Origin of the sequence: Candidatus Kinetoplastibacterium crithidii, from assembly GCA_027557655.1 — a bacterium.
Classification (GTDB): Bacteria; Pseudomonadota; Gammaproteobacteria; order Burkholderiales; family Burkholderiaceae_B; genus Kinetoplastidibacterium; species Kinetoplastidibacterium crithidii_C.
The window spans coordinates 233,603-253,095 of sequence record CP064915.1 but is presented as its reverse complement, the minus strand read 5'-3'; the positions used below and the strand labels follow the sequence as shown (position 1 = coordinate 253,095).

Sequence of the window (19,493 nt, the reverse complement as noted above, 5' to 3'; positions counted from 1 at the left end):
ATGTCACTCTAATAAAATAAGTATTAATAAATTTAATAACTAAATTTTTCTATTCAATTCCTTTAGAATTTCATCGCCCATCTCCGAAGTACTAACTTTGATCATACCTTGCTCAAATATATCAGAAGTACGAAAACCTTGCGATAAAACATTTTCAACAGCAGTATTAATCAAGTCAGCTTGAATAGGCATATTCAAAGAATATCTAAGCAACATAGCTGCAGATAAAATCGTCGCTATAGGATTAGCTATATTTTTACCAGCTATATCTGGTGCAGATCCATGACTTGGTTCGTATAAACCTTGGTTTTTAGAATTTAATGATGCAGAAGGAAGCATCCCTATTGATCCTGTAAGCATAGCTGCTTCATCAGACAGTATATCACCAAATAAATTTCCAGTAACAATAACATCAAACTGACATGGGTTTTTAACCAATTGCATAGCTGCATTATCTATATACATGTGTGTCAAATCAACATCTTTATAATCTTTAGATACATCTATAACAATATCTCGCCAAAACTGAGAAGTTTCCAGAACATTTGCTTTGTCAACACTACAAAGTTTTTTATTGCGTTTTTGTGCAGACTGAAATGCAATATGAGCTATTCTACGAATTTCTGATTCAGAATAACGCATAGTATCAAAACCTTCCTTCTCTCCTATAAAATGACCATCTTTAGATATTCTAGTTCCACGGGGCTGGCCAAAATATACATCACCTGTTAATTCTCGAACTATTAATAAATCTAGGCCAGAAACAACTTCAGGCTTTAAAGTAGATGCATTTGCTAAGTCAGAATATAAAAAAGCAGGACGAAGATTAGCAAACAAACCAAGCGATTTGCGAAGACCTAAAATCGATTGTTCTGGACGTAATTCGCGAGGTAAACTATCATACTTCCAATCACCAACAGCTCCAAATAAAACAGCATCAGAATCAATTGCTAAATTAAGTGTTTCAGTAGGCAAAGGATGTTCAAATTGATCAAAAGCTGCTCCTCCTACCAAGGCATTTTTGATAATAATATTATTATCTAAAAATTTTAAAACACGAACAGCCTGCTCTACAATCTCTGGACCTATACCATCACCAGCTAAAACCGCAACAACATTAGTCATTTTTTGTCCAATTATAAAAACATAAATAATAAAAAATTAAAATAAAATTACATTCAAATAGCTTCCAACCATGGATTACTAAGCAAATGTTTATTTTCGAATTCTTTAATTTCGCTAGAATATTGAAGGGTTAAACTAATATCATCAAATCCATTTAATAAGCAATGCTTCCTAAAAGATTCAATATTAAAACTAATAGTTAATTCATCATCTGTAGTAATTTTCTGTTTATATAAATCTATAGTAATTTTATAACCAGGTGTTTTTTCTACCTTTTCAAACAACATAGAAACATCAGATTCAGATAATACTATTGGAAGTAAACCATTTTTAAAACTATTATTAAAAAATATATCAGCAAAAGAAGGAGCAATAATTGACCTGAAACCATATTGTGTTAAAGCCCAAGGAGCATGTTCTCTACTGGAACCACAACCAAAATTTTTTCTAGCTAACAAAATAGAAGCACCAGCGTAACGCTTTTGGTTTAAAACAAAATCGGGATTTATAGGACGTTTGCTATTATCCATACCAGGTTCACCATGATCCAAATACCTTAATTCATCAAATAAATTAGGACCAAACCCAGTTCTCTTTATCGATTTTAAAAACTGTTTTGGTATTATTAGATCTGTATCAACATTTTCTCGGTCTAATGGAACTACTAGACCTTTATGAATAGTAAACGGTTGCATATTAAATAACTCAGTTAAAATCTCTAATATCTACAAAATGGCCAGCAACTGAAGCTGCTGCTGCCATAGCAGGGCTAACTAAATGAGTTCTACCACCTTGTCCTTGACGACCTTCAAAATTACGATTTGAGGTAGAAGCACATCTTTCTCCAGGTTCAAGTCTGTCAGCATTCATAGCTAAACACATAGAACAACCGGGTTCTCTCCACTCATACCCAGCATCAATAAAAATTTGATCAAGTCCTTCTTCTTCAGCTTGTTTTTTTACTAACCCAGACCCAGGAACAACAATTGCTTGAATAATATTAGGAGCAATATGCTTGCCTTTTAAAACTTTAGCTGCATCTCTCAAATCTTCAATTCTTGAATTAGTACAAGAACCAATAAATATCTTATCTAATTTAATATCAGTTAATGGAAAATTATGACCCAACCCCATATAAGACAAAGCTCTTTCTATACTATTACGTTTTACTTGGTTTGGTTCTTTTGATGGATCAGGCGTTCTAGCATTAATAGGCAATACCATTTCTGGAGATGTTCCCCAAGTTACTTGAGGATGTATATCAGAAGCATTAATTTTTATAACCTTATCAAATACAGCTCCATCATCACTGTGAAGATTATTCCAATATTTACATGCCTCAGACCAGAGTTCACCTTTTGGAGAAAATGGTCTACCTTTGAAATATTCGATGGTTTTATTATCCACTGCTACCAATCCTGATCTGGCACCTGCCTCTATAGCCATATTACAAACCGTCATTCTACCTTCTACTGAAAGAGAACGTATTGCCTCACCAGCAAATTCTATAGCGTAGCCAGTACCTCCAGCAGTCCCTACAACACCAATAATATGTAAAATAATATCCTTAGCAGTACATCCGTAAGGAAGTTGACCTTCCACAGTGATTAACATATTCTTATTTTTCTTCATTAGCAATGTTTGAGTAGCAAGAACATGTTCAACTTCTGAAGTACCTATTCCAAAAGATAAAGCTCCTATTGCACCATGAGTACTAGTATGAGAGTCACCACAAACAACAGTCATTCCTGGCAAAGTAGCACCTTGCTCAGGACCAACAACGTGAACTATACCTTGACGTAAATCATTCATACGGAATTCTAAAACACCATAATTCTTACAATTATTATCAAGAGTATCGACTTGCAATTTTGATATTGGATCATCTATACCTTTTGATCGATCTACTGTAGGAACATTATGATCTGCTACAGCTAGGTTTGCTCCAATACGCCACAGTTTACGATTAGCTAAAGATAATCCTTCAAATGCTTGAGGACTAGTTACCTCATGAAGCAAATGACGATCTATGTAAATCAAACAAGTCCCATCGGATTCTTGACGTACGACATGGGCATCCCAAAGTTTATCATATAGGGTTTTTGCCATAAAAGAACTCTTTAAAAACTATTTAAATTAAACTACTAAAAGATAGTAGAAACGATTTTAATAAAAAACAACTTATTTAATACCACACTGACCTCGGTATCTAAGGGCATGATCCATAAGAATTATTGCCATCATAGACTCAACAATTGGAATAGCTCTTATACCAACACAAGGATCATGACGACCAAAGGTTTGAACAACAACAGATTCATTATTTTTATTAACAGAATTTCTTTCAACTCTGATACTGGAAGTTGGTTTAATTGCCAATGATACAGTAATAGGCTGTCCTGTTGATATACCTCCTAATATCCCACCAGAATTATTAGATTTAAAACCTTCTGGTGTAATTTCGTCACCATGTTCTGAACCCAATTGACTTATAGACTCGAAACCAGAACCAATAGATACTGCTTTAACTGCATTCAACCCCATCATTATATGCGCAATATCAGCATCTAACCTATCATAAATAGGTTCTCCTAAGCCAACAGGTACATTATTAGCAACAACTTCAACACGAGCACCTATAGAATCTCCATTTTTACGCAATAAATCCATATAATTCTCTAGTTCTGGAACTATTTCCATATTTGGAGAAAAAAAAGGATTCTTATCAATATTGTCATAAGAAATGAATGGAATAAAAATTTTACCTAACTGACTCATATAAGCAGATATAGATACACTATATTTTTCAAAAAGCCACTTCTTGGCTATCGCACCTGCAGCCACTGTAGGTGCAGTTAGACGAGCTGATGATCTACCACCACCTCTAGGATCTCTGATTCCATATTTATGCCAATAAGAATAATCGGCATGTCCAGGACGAAATGCTTCAGCTATATTTGAATAATCTTTACTACGAGCGTCAGTATTACGAATTAATAAAGATATTGGAGTTCCAGTAGTTTCTCCATTATAGACTCCTGATAATATTTCAACTTCATCTTTTTCTTGTCTCTGTGTAACATGACGAGAAGTACCTGGTTTTCTTCTATCGAGTTCAGACTGGATATCAAGACGATCTAATTTCATTCCTGGAGGACATCCATCTACCACGCAACCAATAGCAGGACCATGTGATTCTCCAAAATTAGTAACACAAAATAATTTACCTACAGAATTACCAGACATATAAGATCACAAAATTTGAATTTAACATTTTAATAAAGACATTATTCAATAAATGTAAAAATCTTACTTAACAGACCCAATAAAAATAAGCAACTGTATAAACTAAAATCTTTCACATAAATATTATTATAATGCCTCAAAGAGCATATATTCTAACATATCCTAAAAGATACGTTAACAATTAATAACAAATTACAATTTTTATCAAAAATCAAACAATATTATCATTAAGAAAAACAGAAATATTTTTCCATGCTGACATTATTATTTCAGGATTATTTTTTTTTAATTTACTTTGATCAGATAGCATATTTCTCCATATTTTAGCACCTTTAAAGCCTTTGAACATATTTAACATTGGCCGCACTATTGATCCAATAGGTACTCCATTAGATACTTCTTTTTCTGCATATTCAATCATTATATTAATAATTCTATCTACCTTATATGGAATATAATCAGGCCATAAAACACTAGATATACTTGAAATAATCAAAGGATTATTCATAACTGCACGTCCAATCATGATCCCGTCTACTTTTTGCAAAACACTATTAGCAATTTCTAAAGTTAAAATACCACCATTTAAAATAATCACGGCATCAGGAAAATCTTTTTTCAATTGATAAACATATTCATAATTTAATGCTGGAATAGTACGATTATTTTTAGGATTTAGTTTTCCTAAAATAGCATTTCTTGCATGTACTACAAAAACTCTACATCCAACATCATATATAATACCTACAAAATCTCTTAGAAAACCATAAGAAACATTATCATTCAGACCAAGCCTATGTTTTACAGATACAGGTATTGAAACAGTATCTTGTATAGCTTTAATACAATCAGCTACCAATAAAGGTTTATTCATCAGAGAAGCTCCAAAAGAACCTTTTAACACTCTATCAGATGGACAACCACAATTTATATTAATCTCTTTATAACCAAAAAACTCACCAAAACTTGCACATCTAGCTAAATCTATTGGAATATTTCCACCCAACTGCAAAACGGTATGATTTTTTATATGATTAAAATATAAATATTTATGCAAATTTTCTACATTATTTATTAAAGCAGAAGTAACTATCATCTCACTATATAAATTAACATTAGGCGATAATAAACTATAGAAAAAAAGACAATGCCTATCTGTAATTCCTAACATAGGGGCTACACTAAATTTCCTACATTGCTTCTTCATATATAAATCTACTAAAATGTAATTGAATAACTAAATTAAAAATATTAATTAATATACATGATAGAATGCCATTCTTATATCATGAATGTTTTAAATATATGAACATTCATCAATCCAAATTTTTATTTGATAACAATGAAATTAAATGAACTACCAGCAAATAGTGGAATAAAATGGATAATTGATGGAATTGGCGTTTTCACTCGAGCTCCTACTATCATAATTTTATTCAGCATAAGCATACAATTTATCACTATTTCTACTGCAAGATTATTTATATTTGGAGTTTTGATAAAAATAATATCAAATCATATTATTTTTTTATGGCAATGTCTTTAGGCAAAACAATACTACACAATGATAAAAATATCTTTTTAAAAGATGTAACAAATATTCAAACCATAAAAAAAGGGCTTATAATAGGATGCTTAGTTAGTTTAATATGTGTGCTAATAAGTCTATTGTCAATGCTTCCTTTTGTTAAGGAAATATACTTTCTTTTAGAAAAAATAGATTCTTTCGGAATATCAAAAGAATCTATTTTTAATCTAGAAAAACTTCTAAAGATACCAACTATTATAACTACAACAGCTCTGCTAGTATTTAATATATTATCAATATTCTGTATGCCAATTACTATTTGGAATCAAACTACATTATTAAAATCTTTATTTTTCTCATCAATTAGTATATTGCATAATATCAAACCATTAGCAATATATTTAACTTCATTAGTGACAATCTTTTTTGTAATAGAAATTCTAATTAATTTCATATTTACTATTTTATTAATAGAAATAGACCCAATTATTTTAGAATTAATTACAAAAATAATTAGTAACTCAATTTTTTATGCCAGTCTATATCCAATGTATTTAGATTTTTTCAAGAAATAAATTAAAGAAGCTTATTATAAGCATCCAAAGATCTCAGCAATTCTGCCTGCGCAGCTTCAATTCCTTTCCATCCTATTACTTTAACCCATTTGCCCTGTTCTAAATCTTTGTAATGCTCAAAAAAGTGTCTTATGCGGTTTAAATCTTCTATTCCTATATCCTCATAAGATTTTATCCTACTATAAGGAGCATAAATTTTATTTACAGGTAGAGCTAAAATTTTATTATCAAAACCAGATTCATCTTCCATTTCCAGAATTCCTATAGCTCGACATTTAATAACAGAACCTACTTGTACAGGAAATGGAGTTATAACTAAGACATCAGTTGGATCTCCGTCTTGAGATAGAGTATTGGGAACATAACCATAATTACAAGGATAATGCATAGAAGTTAGAACAAAACGATCAACAAAAACAACTCCAGAGTCCTTATCAACCTCATATTTAACTGGCATAGAATTTGCAGAAATCTCTACCACAACATTAAATTCTTGTGGGCTTTTCTCACCTGAACCAACTTTATTTAAACTCATAACTATTTTCCTATAAATAAATTAGTAAGTGTTTTTTTATATCAAACTATGATCGATCATTTTCTATATCATTACCAAAAATGGAAAACGGCATAGGAGCACTATCAAAATACTCATCTTCTTCATTTCTTAAAGCATTGCTAGAAAAATCAGCCACTTTTGGGTCAGAAAAATTTTTAATATCTATATTATTAGAATCGAAAGATAATTCTTTTTCTAAGGTAGGAACTACATAATCAGATATTGAAAGATATTTCTCCCAATGCAACTCAACATCCTCAGTTCTAGATAAATGGCTGTATAAGCTAATGAGCAATAAATAAGGATAAGGTTGTTTATCCTCAATATTTAAGCTACGCAAAAGATATAATTCCGCCTGACCCCATAATTTATACTTCAAACATAAAATACCTAAAGCATTAAGCAAATCACAATTATTTTCATTTTTCTCTAACCATAATTCAACTTTTTTTATCCTTGAAGAAAGCTGTTGCTCATCACAATTATTTGCATATTCATATATTAGTCTTTGTTCTAATGAATTATTTATAGATTTCTCTAAAACCTTAGATGCTTCTTCATATTGATTGCAAGATACTAAATATCTAGAAAAATACAATGATATTTTAGGCAACAAGCGTTCTTGTGATTTAAAATATTTCCATAATGGATAACATGATTCATTTTTTGCACTATATTCATTTATTAAATTAGATCCTGCTTCATCTATAATTTTATCTAGATTAGAATAAGATTCCCCATTTCTATCTAAAAGCAATCTAGCAACATTTATTACTTTTAGATGCTCTTCCAACATAACATGTATATTAAGAGATAGTTCTAATACATTTAAATTATTTTCTCCAACTAATGAATTAAGTTTTTGTAAAAAAACTAACGCTTTTTCAGGTGTTTTTTTTGCAATTAGAACTTTAATTTTTAGAACTAGAAACGCTTCTAATGAAGGAGGATCTGATTCAAAACAATTTAAAGAACCTTCTAAATCTCCTAAGCAACTATCATAGTCTCCTATTGAAAAATTACTTTTTACTGACAATATAAATAATAAGAATCTATCTTGATAAGTATTACTATCCGCAAGTAAGCTAGAAAATATCTTGTTAGATTCCATGTATTTATCTTCCAGAAAAAATAATAAACCTTTTTTAAAAAGCCTATTTTCCTTATCAAGGATTCTATTTCTACGCCAATTGCTAATTCTCTTTTTTATAGAAAACAAGAAAGATAGAATCTTAAATAGAAGATATAATGACAAAATAAATATTAACAATATAAATACTGCTGTCATTAAAGACATATTTAAATGCCAAGAGCCTATTATCAATGTTACTTCAGAAGTATCGAACTGTTTAAGAAAAACAGCAGCAACAATAATAAAGATAACTATACAAAATAATCGAAAATAATAAGACATATTCAATTTATTTCCTAATTAATATCATTCTTGAGAATGAGAAATACGTAAATATTTCATACTATTCAATGTATCAGAAATATCTAAAAAATCATTAAACAAAACAAGATCATTAAAACAAGAAACTACCTCTATTACATCAGAAATAAACTTTGAGTTTGGATCATAATAATTAGATGCAATATCCTTTATCACTTTAATATTAAAAGATAACAATTCATATTGATGAGTCACCAAAGCAAACTTAGCCATTAATATTTGTTGCTGTAACATAATATGTATACTATCATCTTTCAAAAAAGAGTTATTCTTTATCCTATTAATTCTAATGCAACTACTAAGAGTTTGATATATACTTAATGAGGTATTCTTTACATAAGAAATAAAATTATTTAAATATGGGAAAGATATATTATCTTTATTTAAAGAATTAATACTATCATTACTATCAATAGTATTACTATCATTAGTATTATTACTATGATTCAATAATTCTGATAAATCATATAATTTATTTAAAGAAATTAAATAACTACTAATATCTGGTGACGGTACTTTTCTTAATTTACTAATATCATTATTAATACTGGTTTTCAAAACATGCACTTGCTCATTTTCATCGATTAAATCTAGATATGATCTTGCTTTTTCCAAAAGAACGATAGCTCTATTACAATTACCTGTAGTCAACAAATATTGATTAGCCATGTTCACCAAAATTTCTATAGAATCTAATGATAAATCTTTTTTCGATGATGCTGCAATAAATTCATGTATTGAATTATATTTTTGCTCTAAAGCATCAAACGAGTTATTAACTGATGTTATTAGTTTTCTATTCAAGCTAATATTTTTTGATTCCATCAATTCTAATCTAGCAACTAAATCTCTTTCCATATTAGAAAGATGAACTAATTTCATAGTTAATAAAACAAAAAATAAAGATAATAAAGACAGTCCAGATAAATATAAAATTATTTTAAAATAACGCATATCTCTTTCTTCTACATGCACAGAAAAACATTAATACAGATAATCTAGATAATATATTTAATCACTAGTAATAGCAAAAAAAATTGATTCTTCTATAGGTTCACAAATTTTAATATTAAAGTTTTTCAGTCCTATTTCCAAAAAACATCTTTCTAAAAACTCTTTAATTTTATAATGTATTACTATAAAAGAAGATTTCGAAAAAAAATCATTATGCTGAAAATATTTTAAATTCAGAAAAAATGATGAAACAATTTCATTACTAGTAAAAATCCAAATAACCTCTTTAGACTCACTATATACTTTACTAATGGTAGATAATTGACTATGTAATAGCAATTCTTTTTTTCTAAGATAAATGGAGCATATTTCTACAAAACATCCTGACTCTTTTAATTTATCTAATAACCAATTTCTTCCACTAACACCTCGCACTATAAGAACTCTCTTTCCTAGCAAAGAATAATTCTTTTTTAACAACAAGAATAGGGATTCTGAATCATAGAGACAACCAAATTCATTTGGAAATAAAATCTGAATTTTATCTATATTAGGAAGAACATATTTCGAAGACTTAAAAACTTTAGCTGTGGCAGGTCCAACTGTAGCAACTACTGAATTTGGAGGCCAGAATGATACATATTTTTTTTCAAAAACTTCTTTTAAATATAATCTAACAGCATTACCGCTTACAAAAATCACAAAATCATAATTGCTAGGCAAAAAAACTTTATCAAATTTTTCTAAAGGAATAATTGATATCAAAGGAATAGAATAAGTATTAATTCCTGTTTTTTTTATTTTTTTTTCTAAAGCATCATTTAGACCATCAGGTCTTGTCAATATAACTGATTTAGATAAAATCATAAACAATATATACAACTATGATAGTTAAATTTTAGAAAGATAAAGAATTTAATATTTTATCCCCACCTTTAGATAAAATTTCCTGAGCTAGATTTTTACCTAAATCAACAGCAATATTTATTGGACCAGAAATTTCAGATTTAATAATATTACCTCCATCCAATGAAGCAACCAATGCCTTTAATAACAAATTATTGCCAATCAAACTCCCATAAGCTGCTATAGGAAATTGACATGAACCGCCAAGCATTCTAAGAAAAGACCTTTCAGCCGAAACACAAGCTGTAGTATCACTACAAGATAGAACACTTAATAAGGTGCGTATATCATCCCTATCACTTCTAATTTGTAAACCCAAGGCTCCTTGGGCAACAGCAGGTAAAATGACCTCTGTATCAATATATTGTTTTATACGGGTATCATAGCCTATACGTTTTAAACCAGCTGAAGCCAAAATGATAGCATCATAATAACCACTATCCAACTTATCTAGTCTTGTGTCTAAATTTCCTCTAAGAGATTTAACTATCAACTTAGGAAATACATTTTTTATTTGAGATTCTCTACGTAAACTTGATGTTCCAATAACTGATCCAGGCATCAACTCATCGATAGAAAAACAAATATTGGAAACAAAAGCATCTCTTGGATCTTCTCTATGCATTATGCTACATATTTCTAAATCATCTTGTATATCTGCTGGCACATCTTTCATGGAATGTACTGCTAAATCAGCTACACCATCTAACAAAGATTTTTCAATTTCTTTAACAAACAAACCTTTACCACCAACTTTCGAAAGAGGTGTATCAAGAAACCTATCTCCCTTCGTAATAATTGTTAAAAGCTCTATGGAATATTCTGGATAAAACATTAACAAATTATTACGAACATACTCAGCCTGCCAAAGCGCAAGCTTGCTTGCACGAGTTGCAATAACTATTTTTTTTGATGAAGACATCTATAAAATTTTATGAAAAAAATTTAAAAATAATTCTAATAGCGATACCAAACATAGCTAAAATAAAAAGAATTCTCAATAATGGACGACCACAATGAAGTTTTCTTTTGTAAGCACATTTATTCGTTTTCATAAATCAACCTAAATATATAAAAAGAGGCTAATATCAACCATATGATTCTAGCCTCTACCATAAAAGATTATTATTACAAGACAGATTTTAAAAGCTTGCCCATTTCTGAAGGATCACGAGTAGTACGTATTCCACAACTCTCCATGATTTCCAGTTTGGCATCAGCAGTATCAGCACCACCTGAAATCAAGGCGCCAGCATGACCCATACGTTTACCTGCTGGGGCTGTAACACCAGCTATAAACCCAACAACTGGTTTTTTCATGTTGTCCTTAGCCCATAAAGCAGCATTTACCTCATCTGGACCTCCTATTTCACCTATCATAATAACTGCATCTGTATTAGGATCATCATTAAACAACTTCAAAACATCTATATGCTTCAACCCATTAATAGGGTCACCACCAATACCAACTGCACCAGATTGTCCTAATCCTAATTCCGTAACCTGAGCTACAGCCTCATAAGTCAAAGTACCTGACCTACTTACAACTCCAATACGACCCTTACGATGTATATGACCAGGCATTATACCTATTTTTATTTCATCAGGAGTAATTAAACCAGGACAGTTAGGTCCAAGCAATAATGTCCTACTCTTACAAGAAGCCATTTTGCTCTTAACTTCCAACATATCTTTTACAGGTATACCTTCTGTAATACAAATTACCAAATCCAAATCTGCGTCAACTGCTTCTAAAATAGCAGATGCAGCTCCAGCAGGAGGAACATAAATTACAGAAACAGTAGCCCCAGTCTGTTTCTTTGCATCTTTTACAGAAGCAAAAATTGGAATACCTTCAAAATCTTCACCAGCTCTCTTTGGATTAACTCCAGCCACAAAAGCAGATTTACCATTTCCATACTCTCTACACATACGAGTATGGAACTGGCCAGTTTTACCAGTAATACCTTGAGTTATAACCTTGGTATCTTTGTTTATCAAAATCGACATTTATAAATCCTTGGCAATTGTAATTATTATTTAACAGCAGCAACGACTTTGGTAGCAGCCTCAGCCATAGTATCTGCACTTATAATTGGCAAACCAGATTCAGACAACATTTTCTTGCCTAACTCTTCATTAGTTCCCTTCATTCTAACAACTAATGGAACTTTAAGGTCTACTGCTTTACAAGCTAATATTACACCTTCAGCAATAACATCACACCTCATAATACCGCCAAAGATATTAACTAAAATAGCTTTCACTTCTTTATTCTTAAGCATTATTTTGAATGCTTCTGTTACTTTAGAAGCTGTAGCCCCACCACCTACATCAAGAAAGTTAGCAGGCTCTCCACCAAACAGCTTAATAGTATCCATCGTAGCCATTGCCAAACCAGCTCCGTTTACTAAACAACCTATATTTCCATCAAGTTGTATATAAGCAAGATCAAACTTACTAGCTTCTACTTCTGCTGGATCTTCCTCATCCAAATCACGATAGGCAACAATATCAGGATGACGAAAAAGAGCATTAGAGTCAAAATTAAACTTAGCATCTAATGAAACTATATTTCCATCACCAGTCAAAATCAAAGGGTTAACTTCAACCAATGAGGCATCAGTATCCCAATAGGCTTGATACAACTTGATAAATTCCAAAGATGCTTTTTCGACTGATTGCTCTGGAATACCTATACTTCTTGCTAAACTCTTAGCTTCTTCATTAGATAGACCAACCGTAGGGTCAACAAATACCTTTATTATTTTCTCAGGACTTTTTGCTGCAACTTCTTCTATGTCCATACCTCCTTCACTAGAAGCCATGACACAAATTTTTTGTGTTCCTCGATCAGTTACTATGCCAAAATAGTATTCTTTTTTTATATCAGCACCTTCCTCAATTAATAAACGACGGACTTTTTGTCCTTGAGGACCTGTCTGGTGAGTTACAAGCTGCATACCCAATATTTCTGAGGATATTTTTTTTACTTCGTCTAAAGAGCGTGCTAATTTAACGCCACCTCCTTTGCCTCGACCTCCTGCATGAATTTGAGCCTTAACAACCCATACTGGACCACCAAGCTTTTCAGCAGCAGATACAGCTTCATCAATAGAAAAAGCTGGAATGCCACGTGGTACAGTTACATTAAACCGTCTAAGCAGTTCTTTACCTTGATACTCGTGAATCTTCATGTATTACCTGTCTGAACTTAATTAAATGAGAAAAAACGTTACTATCTGACTTCTTAAAAGTTTAGTAAACCCCTAGATTTTAAAATAATCTAAAAACCATAAATATAAACACAATAAGAATACTACACACAATAAGCAACAAAAAAATCTATATTTATTGTATTCTAACATGAGAATAAAAAGAGACAAACCTACTTTTTTGCAACAATTGTTAGATGCTTCTAAATTATACAATAATTATCTATATGAATATAAAAATATAATTATCTAATTATGAAATATATTCATATAGATCATGATTCATTTAGAACTTTATAAACTATATCACTAGGAAAACCACGTGATGCTAAAAATCTAGCTTTTTTACTATAAGAAACCTCTTGATTTGAATAGCCTCCAAATTTTTTTTCGCATAATAAAACAGCTCTATCAAAGTCTGTCTCTTTAACTGCAAAAATATTTTTTTCTATAATTTCTATATCTAAACCATATGATTTCATTTTCAAAAAAATGAAATTACTTCCATAATTGCTAATATATTTAGCTACTAAACGCTCTGAAAAATAATCGTCAGAAAGAAATTTCTTTTCTTTTAAAAGTGCAATTGTATAGTCTATCTCTGATCGATTTTCACAAAATGTCAATAATTTTTTAGAAAGCTCATGACAAGAATAATCTCTTTTACTCAAGAGTTTTATAGCGATTGAAATTAATGTTTTCTTCAAAGAAAATATCTCAATGATAAAATTTTAAATATATTAATCTGATTGCTTGTTTTCTAAAGTCCTAGGAAAAGAATGATTTCCATGAATAAGATTCTCTCTAATAGAATCCTCAATTTCTTTAGATATATCAACATTTGTATTTAAAAAATCTCGAACAGTATCTTTACCTTGACCAATTTTATTGCCCTTGTAACTATACCATGACCCCGACTTCTCAATGGATCCACTTAATACACCTAAATCAATAATCTCCCCTGCTCTTGAGATGCCTTTGCCATACATTATATCGAATTCGGCTTGTTTAAAAGGAGGAGCTACTTTGTTTTTTACTACTTTAACTCTTGTTTCACTGCCAATAACTTCATCACCCTTTTTAATAGAACCAACCCTTCTAATATCCAAACGAACAGATGCATAGAATTTTAAGGCATTACCTCCAGTTGTTGTCTCAGGACTGCCAAACATCACACCTATTTTCATTCTTATTTGGTTGATAAATATAACCATGCAGTTAGTTCTTTTAATAGTAGCCGTCAATTTTCTAAGGGCTTGACTCATCAACCTAGCTTGTAATCCAGGTAGAGAATCACCCATATCACCTTCTATTTCGGCCTTAGGAACCAAAGCAGCCACTGAGTCAATAACGATTAAGTCTACAGAGCCAGACCTAACTAAAGCATCAGCAATCTCTAAAGCCTGCTCACCGGTATCTGGTTGTGAAATCAATAAGTCAGAAAGCACAATACCAAGTTTAGACGCATATTGAACATCTAAAGCATGTTCCGCATCGATAAAAGCACAAGTTCCGCCTATTTTTTGCATTTCAGCTATAACTTGCAAAGTAAGAGTGGTCTTTCCAGAAGACTCTGGACCATAAATTTCTATCACACGACCTCTTGGTAAACCTCCAACACCTAAAGCTATGTCAAGGCCTAATGAACCGGTTGATACTACTTGAATATCATTCTGAACATCATTATCTCCATAACGCATTACTGAGCCTTTTCCAAATTGTTTTTCAATTTGAGAAATTGCAGCTGACAAAGCCTTTTCTTTATCAGATTTATCAACTTTGGTCTTTTGTTCACTCATAACTAATCCTATAACACACCAATCATGGCACAATCAAGAAAATTAATACAAATAATTAGTTGATTCTCCAACCGTTTATTTCTATAGAAATAAACTTAAATCATAAAAAATTACTATTACTATAACCTAGAAAAAGTTTATGATAAAAACTTTATAAATTATGAAATGCTGCATCAGCAAAACTAATATAGACAGGACGACTCCACTCTACATCCTTTAAATTCCTATGAACAATATCTTCAACGCCAAGCAAAATAGCGAAAATAGCCATCCTAATTGGTATGCCATTATCAGATTGCCTAAAAATAGCCAAACGATAATCATTATTCAAATCTGTACTTAGGTCATTCGATCCTACACTACTGTCTCTTGGTAATGGATGCATTATGATGGTATCTTTTTTACAAAAAGCATTTATCTTTTCGCTATTAATATGAAAATCGCTTTCATACTGGAATTCAAATTCGGATTCAAATCTTTCTTTTTGCACTCTAGTAGCATATACAACGTCTGCTCCACTCAATCCTTTCTTTACAGAAGGCTCAATACTCACAATATTACCATTTCTAGAAGCATAATTTATGATGCTTTCAGGCATTTCTAAACCGATAGGAGAAACTAAAGAAATTTTTATATCTTTATATAAAGACAACAGTTTAATAAGTGAATGCACAGTTCTTCCATATTTTAAATCACCTATTAAAGATATATGAGATCCATCTAATGATTTATTTAACCTATTGAATTCGTTTTTTATTGTATATAAATCAAGTAAGGCCTGACTAGGATGCTCACCAGGACCATCACCACCATTTATAACAGGAATATTAGATGCTCTAGCAAACTCTGACACAGACCCACGATCAGGGTGACGAACAACCATTATATCAACATAACCAGCAATTACCCTACTGGTATCATAGATAGACTCTCCTTTTGCCATAGAGGAAAAAGTAAAACCAGTTGTATCACATACAGAACCACCTAGCCTACAAAAAGCTGTTCCAAAACTAACTCTAGTACGAGTACTGGCTTCAAAAAAAAGATTTCCTAATACAGCTCCCTCCAAAACTCTAGAAATTTTTTTACGACGAGCTATTGGAACCATTAGATCAGCAATAGTGAATAATTCTTCTATTGAATTACGATCAAACTGTTCTACTGATAAAAGATGGTTTTTACCGCAAAAAGAAATTCTATTACGCAAAGGAAGATTGTATATCCCAGAAAAAGAATTTTTTTCAATAAACTCAGATATATAGTTAAACACAGCATTAGGCATAGGTATATATTCTGAACTTAGACTAGAAGCAAACCAAGAATTTAGAATATCAACATTTACTCCCAAATAAGCAGCAAGAATTTCTTTCTTCAAACCAAATTTATCTATCATTTCCTGCAAAAGCATCTGCTGAGACATATTAGACATTACAAATAACCTCATTAACATTGACATATAGCTTTAAATCAAAGATTTAAATTTAAGAAATAACATAAAACATGATTTTATATCTCTTTTGCAAAAAACAATAATAAAGAAAATTATATGTCTATAATAGAAAAATAAATTTATGTCTATCAATTATATAAAAAAAGAATGAATAATATAAAAATTAATTAAGATTTAAGATATAAAGAATGAATTTTGAGAATATAGTAGATACCATCATGGTTGCGGGGGCAGGATTTGAACCTACGACCTTCGGGTTATGAGCCCGACGAGCTTCCAGACTGCTCCACCCCGCTACTGATTTTTTGATTATATACGTTGTATGTAATTAATACAATACAATATAATAAATATATTTTTTATATTACATTGTTTTTGCAACAAATATTTATATTTAATAAAATTCAAATTGTTATAATTAACTTGGGCAATAATTAACAATGGTCAATAAATAGCATTAGCATAAAGCTCCATTAGATCTTATATGCTTTTTACTATGGCTAAGAGATAAATAAATATGTTATATCTTAATATATTTATTTAGTTTATTAAACTTTACAGGTGAACTATGGCAGGACATAGTAAGTGGGCTAATATTCAACATAGAAAAAACCGGCAGGATGACAGGAAAAGCCGTTTATGGACTAAGATAATCAGAGAAATAACAATTGCAGCAAAAAATGGTGGACCAGATCCAGATACAAACCCACAACTAAGATCTTCCTTGGAAAAAGCATCTAACGCAAATATTCCAAAGGAAAATATAAACAGAGCAATTTATAAAGGCTCAAAAGAATCTGATACAGTAAAATATGAAGAAATTTATTATGAAGGATATGGAATTAATGGCTCTGCTATTATTGCCCATGCAATGACTGACAATAGAACTAAAACTGCATCAGAAGTTCGTCATATTTTTACAAAGAATAATGGCAGTTTAGGACAAGATGGTTCTGTATCTTTTATGTTCAAAAAATATGGAAGATTTATTTTTCCACCAGGACATAATACAGAAAAAATATTTGAAACTGCATTAAATTTTAATATAGAAGAAATAGAAACATTAGAAGATACTTCTACAGAAGTACTATGCAATATAGAATATTGTACTGAATTATATAACTATTTTAAAAGCACATTTAATGAACTAAAATTTAGTAATGATATAATAATGAAACCTTTAAGCTTAGTTCATCTAAACCAAGAAGAATCAATAAAAATGAACAAATTACTTTTAGATTTAGAAAATTTGGAGGATATACAATCTACATATACTAATGCCATCTTAACAATTTAAAACAATATAGTATATTGTTATAGAATAATGATTTTTCAAATAATTTTTATTATAAATTATTTGAAACAACCTTAATTAATAAAGCGCGAAAAAATGAAAATATTAATAATTGGTTCTGGTGGTCGTGAACATGCTTTGGCATGGAAAATAGCTCAATCTTCAAAAATAACCCAAGTATATGTAGCTCCCGGAAATGCTGGAACATCCAATGCAAACAACATAAAAAATATCCAAATCGAAAATATAGATGAATTAGCAAAATTTGCCGAAGAAAATAATATAAAAATAACAGTTGTTGGTCCTGAAGCTCCTTTAGCAGATGGAATAGTAGATAAATTTATGAGTAAAGATCTACGAATATTTGGTCCCACAAAATCTGCAGCTAGACTAGAAAGTTCTAAAAAATTTGCTAAAGATTTTATGTCTCGACATAATATACCTACAGCTAAATATGCTACTTTTACTAATAGAGAAGAAGCTATTTCTTATTTAGAAAAAGAAGGGGCCCCTATAGTTATCAAAGCAGATGGACTAGCTTCTGGTAAAGGAGTTGTTGTAGCTGAAACCTTAGCACAAGCTAAAGAAGCCGTAATTGATATGATGGATAGGAAAAATGTTACTAAACTCATAATTGAAGAGTATTTAACTGGAGAAGAAGCTTCTTTTATTGTAATGTCAGATGGTATAAACATTATGCCATTAGCTACAAGCCAAGATCATAAAAGGCTCAAAGATGGAGATCAAGGTCCTAATACTGGAGGCATGGGTGCTTATTCACCTGCTAATATTGTAACTCCAGATCTACATAATAGAATTATGAAAGAGATTATTATTCCTACTATTCAGGGAATGGCAAAAGATGGAATTCCGTACACTGGATTTCTTTATGCTGGTGTAATGATATCTCCTGGAGAAGACCCTGAACGACCAATAAAAACATTAGAATTTAACTGCAGAATGGGAGACCCTGAAACACAACCAATTATGATGAGAATAAAAAGTGACTTTGTTGATGTTCTTGAACATGCTCTAAATGGCTCATTAGATAAAGCTACTATTACATGGGATAGAAGAGTTGCATTAGGAGTTGTTCTTGCATCTTATAATTACCCAGAATCTCCAAGAAAAAATGACATTATTAATGGAATACCTAATGACAAAGAAGATTGTGTCGTCTTTCATGCTGCGACCAAAATTTCTTCTGGAAAATATAAAACTGACGGTGGACGTGTACTATGCATAACCACACTAGGAGATTCTGTTAGAATAGCTAGAGAAATTGCGTACAAGGCAATATCAAATATTAAGTTTGATGGTATGCAATATAGATCTGATATAGGATGGAGATCTTTAAAATCTACTTCATCTAATAAATCTGGATAAAGGAAA

Annotated in this window: 17 protein-coding genes, 1 tRNA gene and 1 pseudogene; 3 read left to right on the top strand and 16 right to left on the bottom strand. The window is 30.9% G+C overall.

Going from position 1 to position 19,493, the window contains the following annotated elements; all coding sequences use genetic code 11:
• Nucleotides 1–39: 39 nt before the first annotated feature.
• The 5 genes from leuB to dusA all read right to left on the bottom strand — a co-directional run bounded on the left by leuB (nt 40) and on the right by dusA (nt 5,596).
• Nucleotides 40–1,125, bottom strand: a complete 1,086-nt coding sequence (gene leuB / locus I1N47_01175; protein ID WBF65746.1) for a 3-isopropylmalate dehydrogenase — start codon at nt 1,123–1,125, stop codon at nt 40–42.
• Between the two features lie 53 nt (nt 1,126–1,178).
• Complete coding sequence (gene leuD, locus I1N47_01170; GenBank protein ID WBF65745.1) at nt 1,179–1,820, bottom strand: 3-isopropylmalate dehydratase small subunit; 642 nt, start codon at nt 1,818–1,820, stop codon at nt 1,179–1,181.
• Nucleotides 1,821–1,830: 10 nt separating this feature from the next.
• Complete coding sequence (gene leuC, locus I1N47_01165; GenBank protein WBF65744.1) at nt 1,831–3,234, bottom strand: 3-isopropylmalate dehydratase large subunit; 1,404 nt, start codon at nt 3,232–3,234, stop codon at nt 1,831–1,833.
• Nucleotides 3,235–3,306: 72 nt separating this feature from the next.
• Nucleotides 3,307–4,371 carry a chorismate synthase gene (gene aroC, locus I1N47_01160; GenBank protein ID WBF65743.1) on the bottom strand — a complete coding sequence of 355 codons (1,065 nt, stop codon included), beginning with the start codon at nt 4,369–4,371 and terminating at the stop codon, nt 3,307–3,309.
• Between the two features lie 211 nt (nt 4,372–4,582).
• Entirely contained in the window at nt 4,583–5,596 is a 1,014-nt protein-coding gene (gene dusA / locus I1N47_01155) for a tRNA dihydrouridine(20/20a) synthase DusA (GenBank protein WBF65894.1), read from the bottom strand.
• Nucleotides 5,597–5,713: 117 nt separating this feature from the next.
• On the opposite strand from dusA, the pseudogene I1N47_01150 reads away from it, so the two are divergent.
• Nucleotides 5,714–6,474, top strand: a pseudogene (locus I1N47_01150) (hypothetical protein).
• 1 nt (nt 6,475) lies between these two features.
• Here I1N47_01150 and ppa read toward each other — a convergent pair.
• The 11 genes from ppa to I1N47_01095 form a co-directional block, all read right to left on the bottom strand.
• Nucleotides 6,476–7,009, bottom strand: a complete 534-nt coding sequence (gene ppa, locus I1N47_01145) for an inorganic diphosphatase (protein ID WBF65742.1) — start codon at nt 7,007–7,009, stop codon at nt 6,476–6,478.
• 46 nt (nt 7,010–7,055) lie between these two features.
• Nucleotides 7,056–8,444: a hypothetical protein gene (locus I1N47_01140; GenBank protein ID WBF65741.1), complete on the bottom strand. Its 1,389-nt coding sequence runs from the start codon at nt 8,442–8,444 to the stop codon at nt 7,056–7,058.
• Between the two features lie 24 nt (nt 8,445–8,468).
• Nucleotides 8,469–9,401, bottom strand: a complete 933-nt coding sequence (locus I1N47_01135; GenBank protein WBF65893.1) for a uroporphyrinogen-III C-methyltransferase — start codon at nt 9,399–9,401, stop codon at nt 8,469–8,471.
• A 93-nt stretch (nt 9,402–9,494) separates the two neighbouring features.
• A complete protein-coding gene (locus I1N47_01130) occupies nt 9,495–10,304 on the bottom strand; it encodes a uroporphyrinogen-III synthase (GenBank protein ID WBF65740.1) in 810 nt (269 codons plus the stop codon).
• A 31-nt stretch (nt 10,305–10,335) separates the two neighbouring features.
• Nucleotides 10,336–11,265: a hydroxymethylbilane synthase gene (gene hemC, locus I1N47_01125; protein ID WBF65739.1), complete on the bottom strand. Its 930-nt coding sequence runs from the start codon at nt 11,263–11,265 to the stop codon at nt 10,336–10,338.
• 206 nt (nt 11,266–11,471) lie between these two features.
• Nucleotides 11,472–12,353 carry a succinate--CoA ligase subunit alpha gene (gene sucD / locus I1N47_01120; GenBank protein WBF65738.1) on the bottom strand — a complete coding sequence of 294 codons (882 nt, stop codon included), beginning with the start codon at nt 12,351–12,353 and terminating at the stop codon, nt 11,472–11,474.
• 26 nt (nt 12,354–12,379) lie between these two features.
• Entirely contained in the window at nt 12,380–13,540 is a 1,161-nt protein-coding gene (gene sucC / locus I1N47_01115; protein ID WBF65737.1) for an ADP-forming succinate--CoA ligase subunit beta, read from the bottom strand.
• Between the two features lie 293 nt (nt 13,541–13,833).
• A complete protein-coding gene (locus I1N47_01110; protein WBF65736.1) occupies nt 13,834–14,265 on the bottom strand; it encodes a RecX family transcriptional regulator in 432 nt (143 codons plus the stop codon).
• Nucleotides 14,266–14,298: 33 nt separating this feature from the next.
• Nucleotides 14,299–15,357, bottom strand: coding sequence for a recombinase RecA (gene recA / locus I1N47_01105; protein ID WBF65735.1), 1,059 nt, complete (start codon nt 15,355–15,357; stop codon nt 14,299–14,301).
• Between the two features lie 151 nt (nt 15,358–15,508).
• Entirely contained in the window at nt 15,509–16,777 is a 1,269-nt protein-coding gene (locus I1N47_01100; protein ID WBF65892.1) for an aspartate carbamoyltransferase, read from the bottom strand.
• A 249-nt stretch (nt 16,778–17,026) separates the two neighbouring features.
• Nucleotides 17,027–17,103 (bottom strand) — tRNA-Met (locus tag I1N47_01095).
• Nucleotides 17,104–17,375: 272 nt separating this feature from the next.
• Between I1N47_01095 and I1N47_01090 the strand changes: the two genes are divergently transcribed.
• Both I1N47_01090 and purD read left to right on the top strand, forming a co-directional pair.
• Nucleotides 17,376–18,104: a YebC/PmpR family DNA-binding transcriptional regulator gene (locus tag I1N47_01090; GenBank protein WBF65734.1), complete on the top strand. Its 729-nt coding sequence runs from the start codon at nt 17,376–17,378 to the stop codon at nt 18,102–18,104.
• A gap of 93 nt (nt 18,105–18,197) precedes the next feature.
• Nucleotides 18,198–19,487, top strand: coding sequence for a phosphoribosylamine--glycine ligase (gene purD / locus I1N47_01085; protein ID WBF65733.1), 1,290 nt, complete (start codon nt 18,198–18,200; stop codon nt 19,485–19,487).
• The last annotated feature ends 6 nt before the right edge of the window (nt 19,488–19,493 follow it).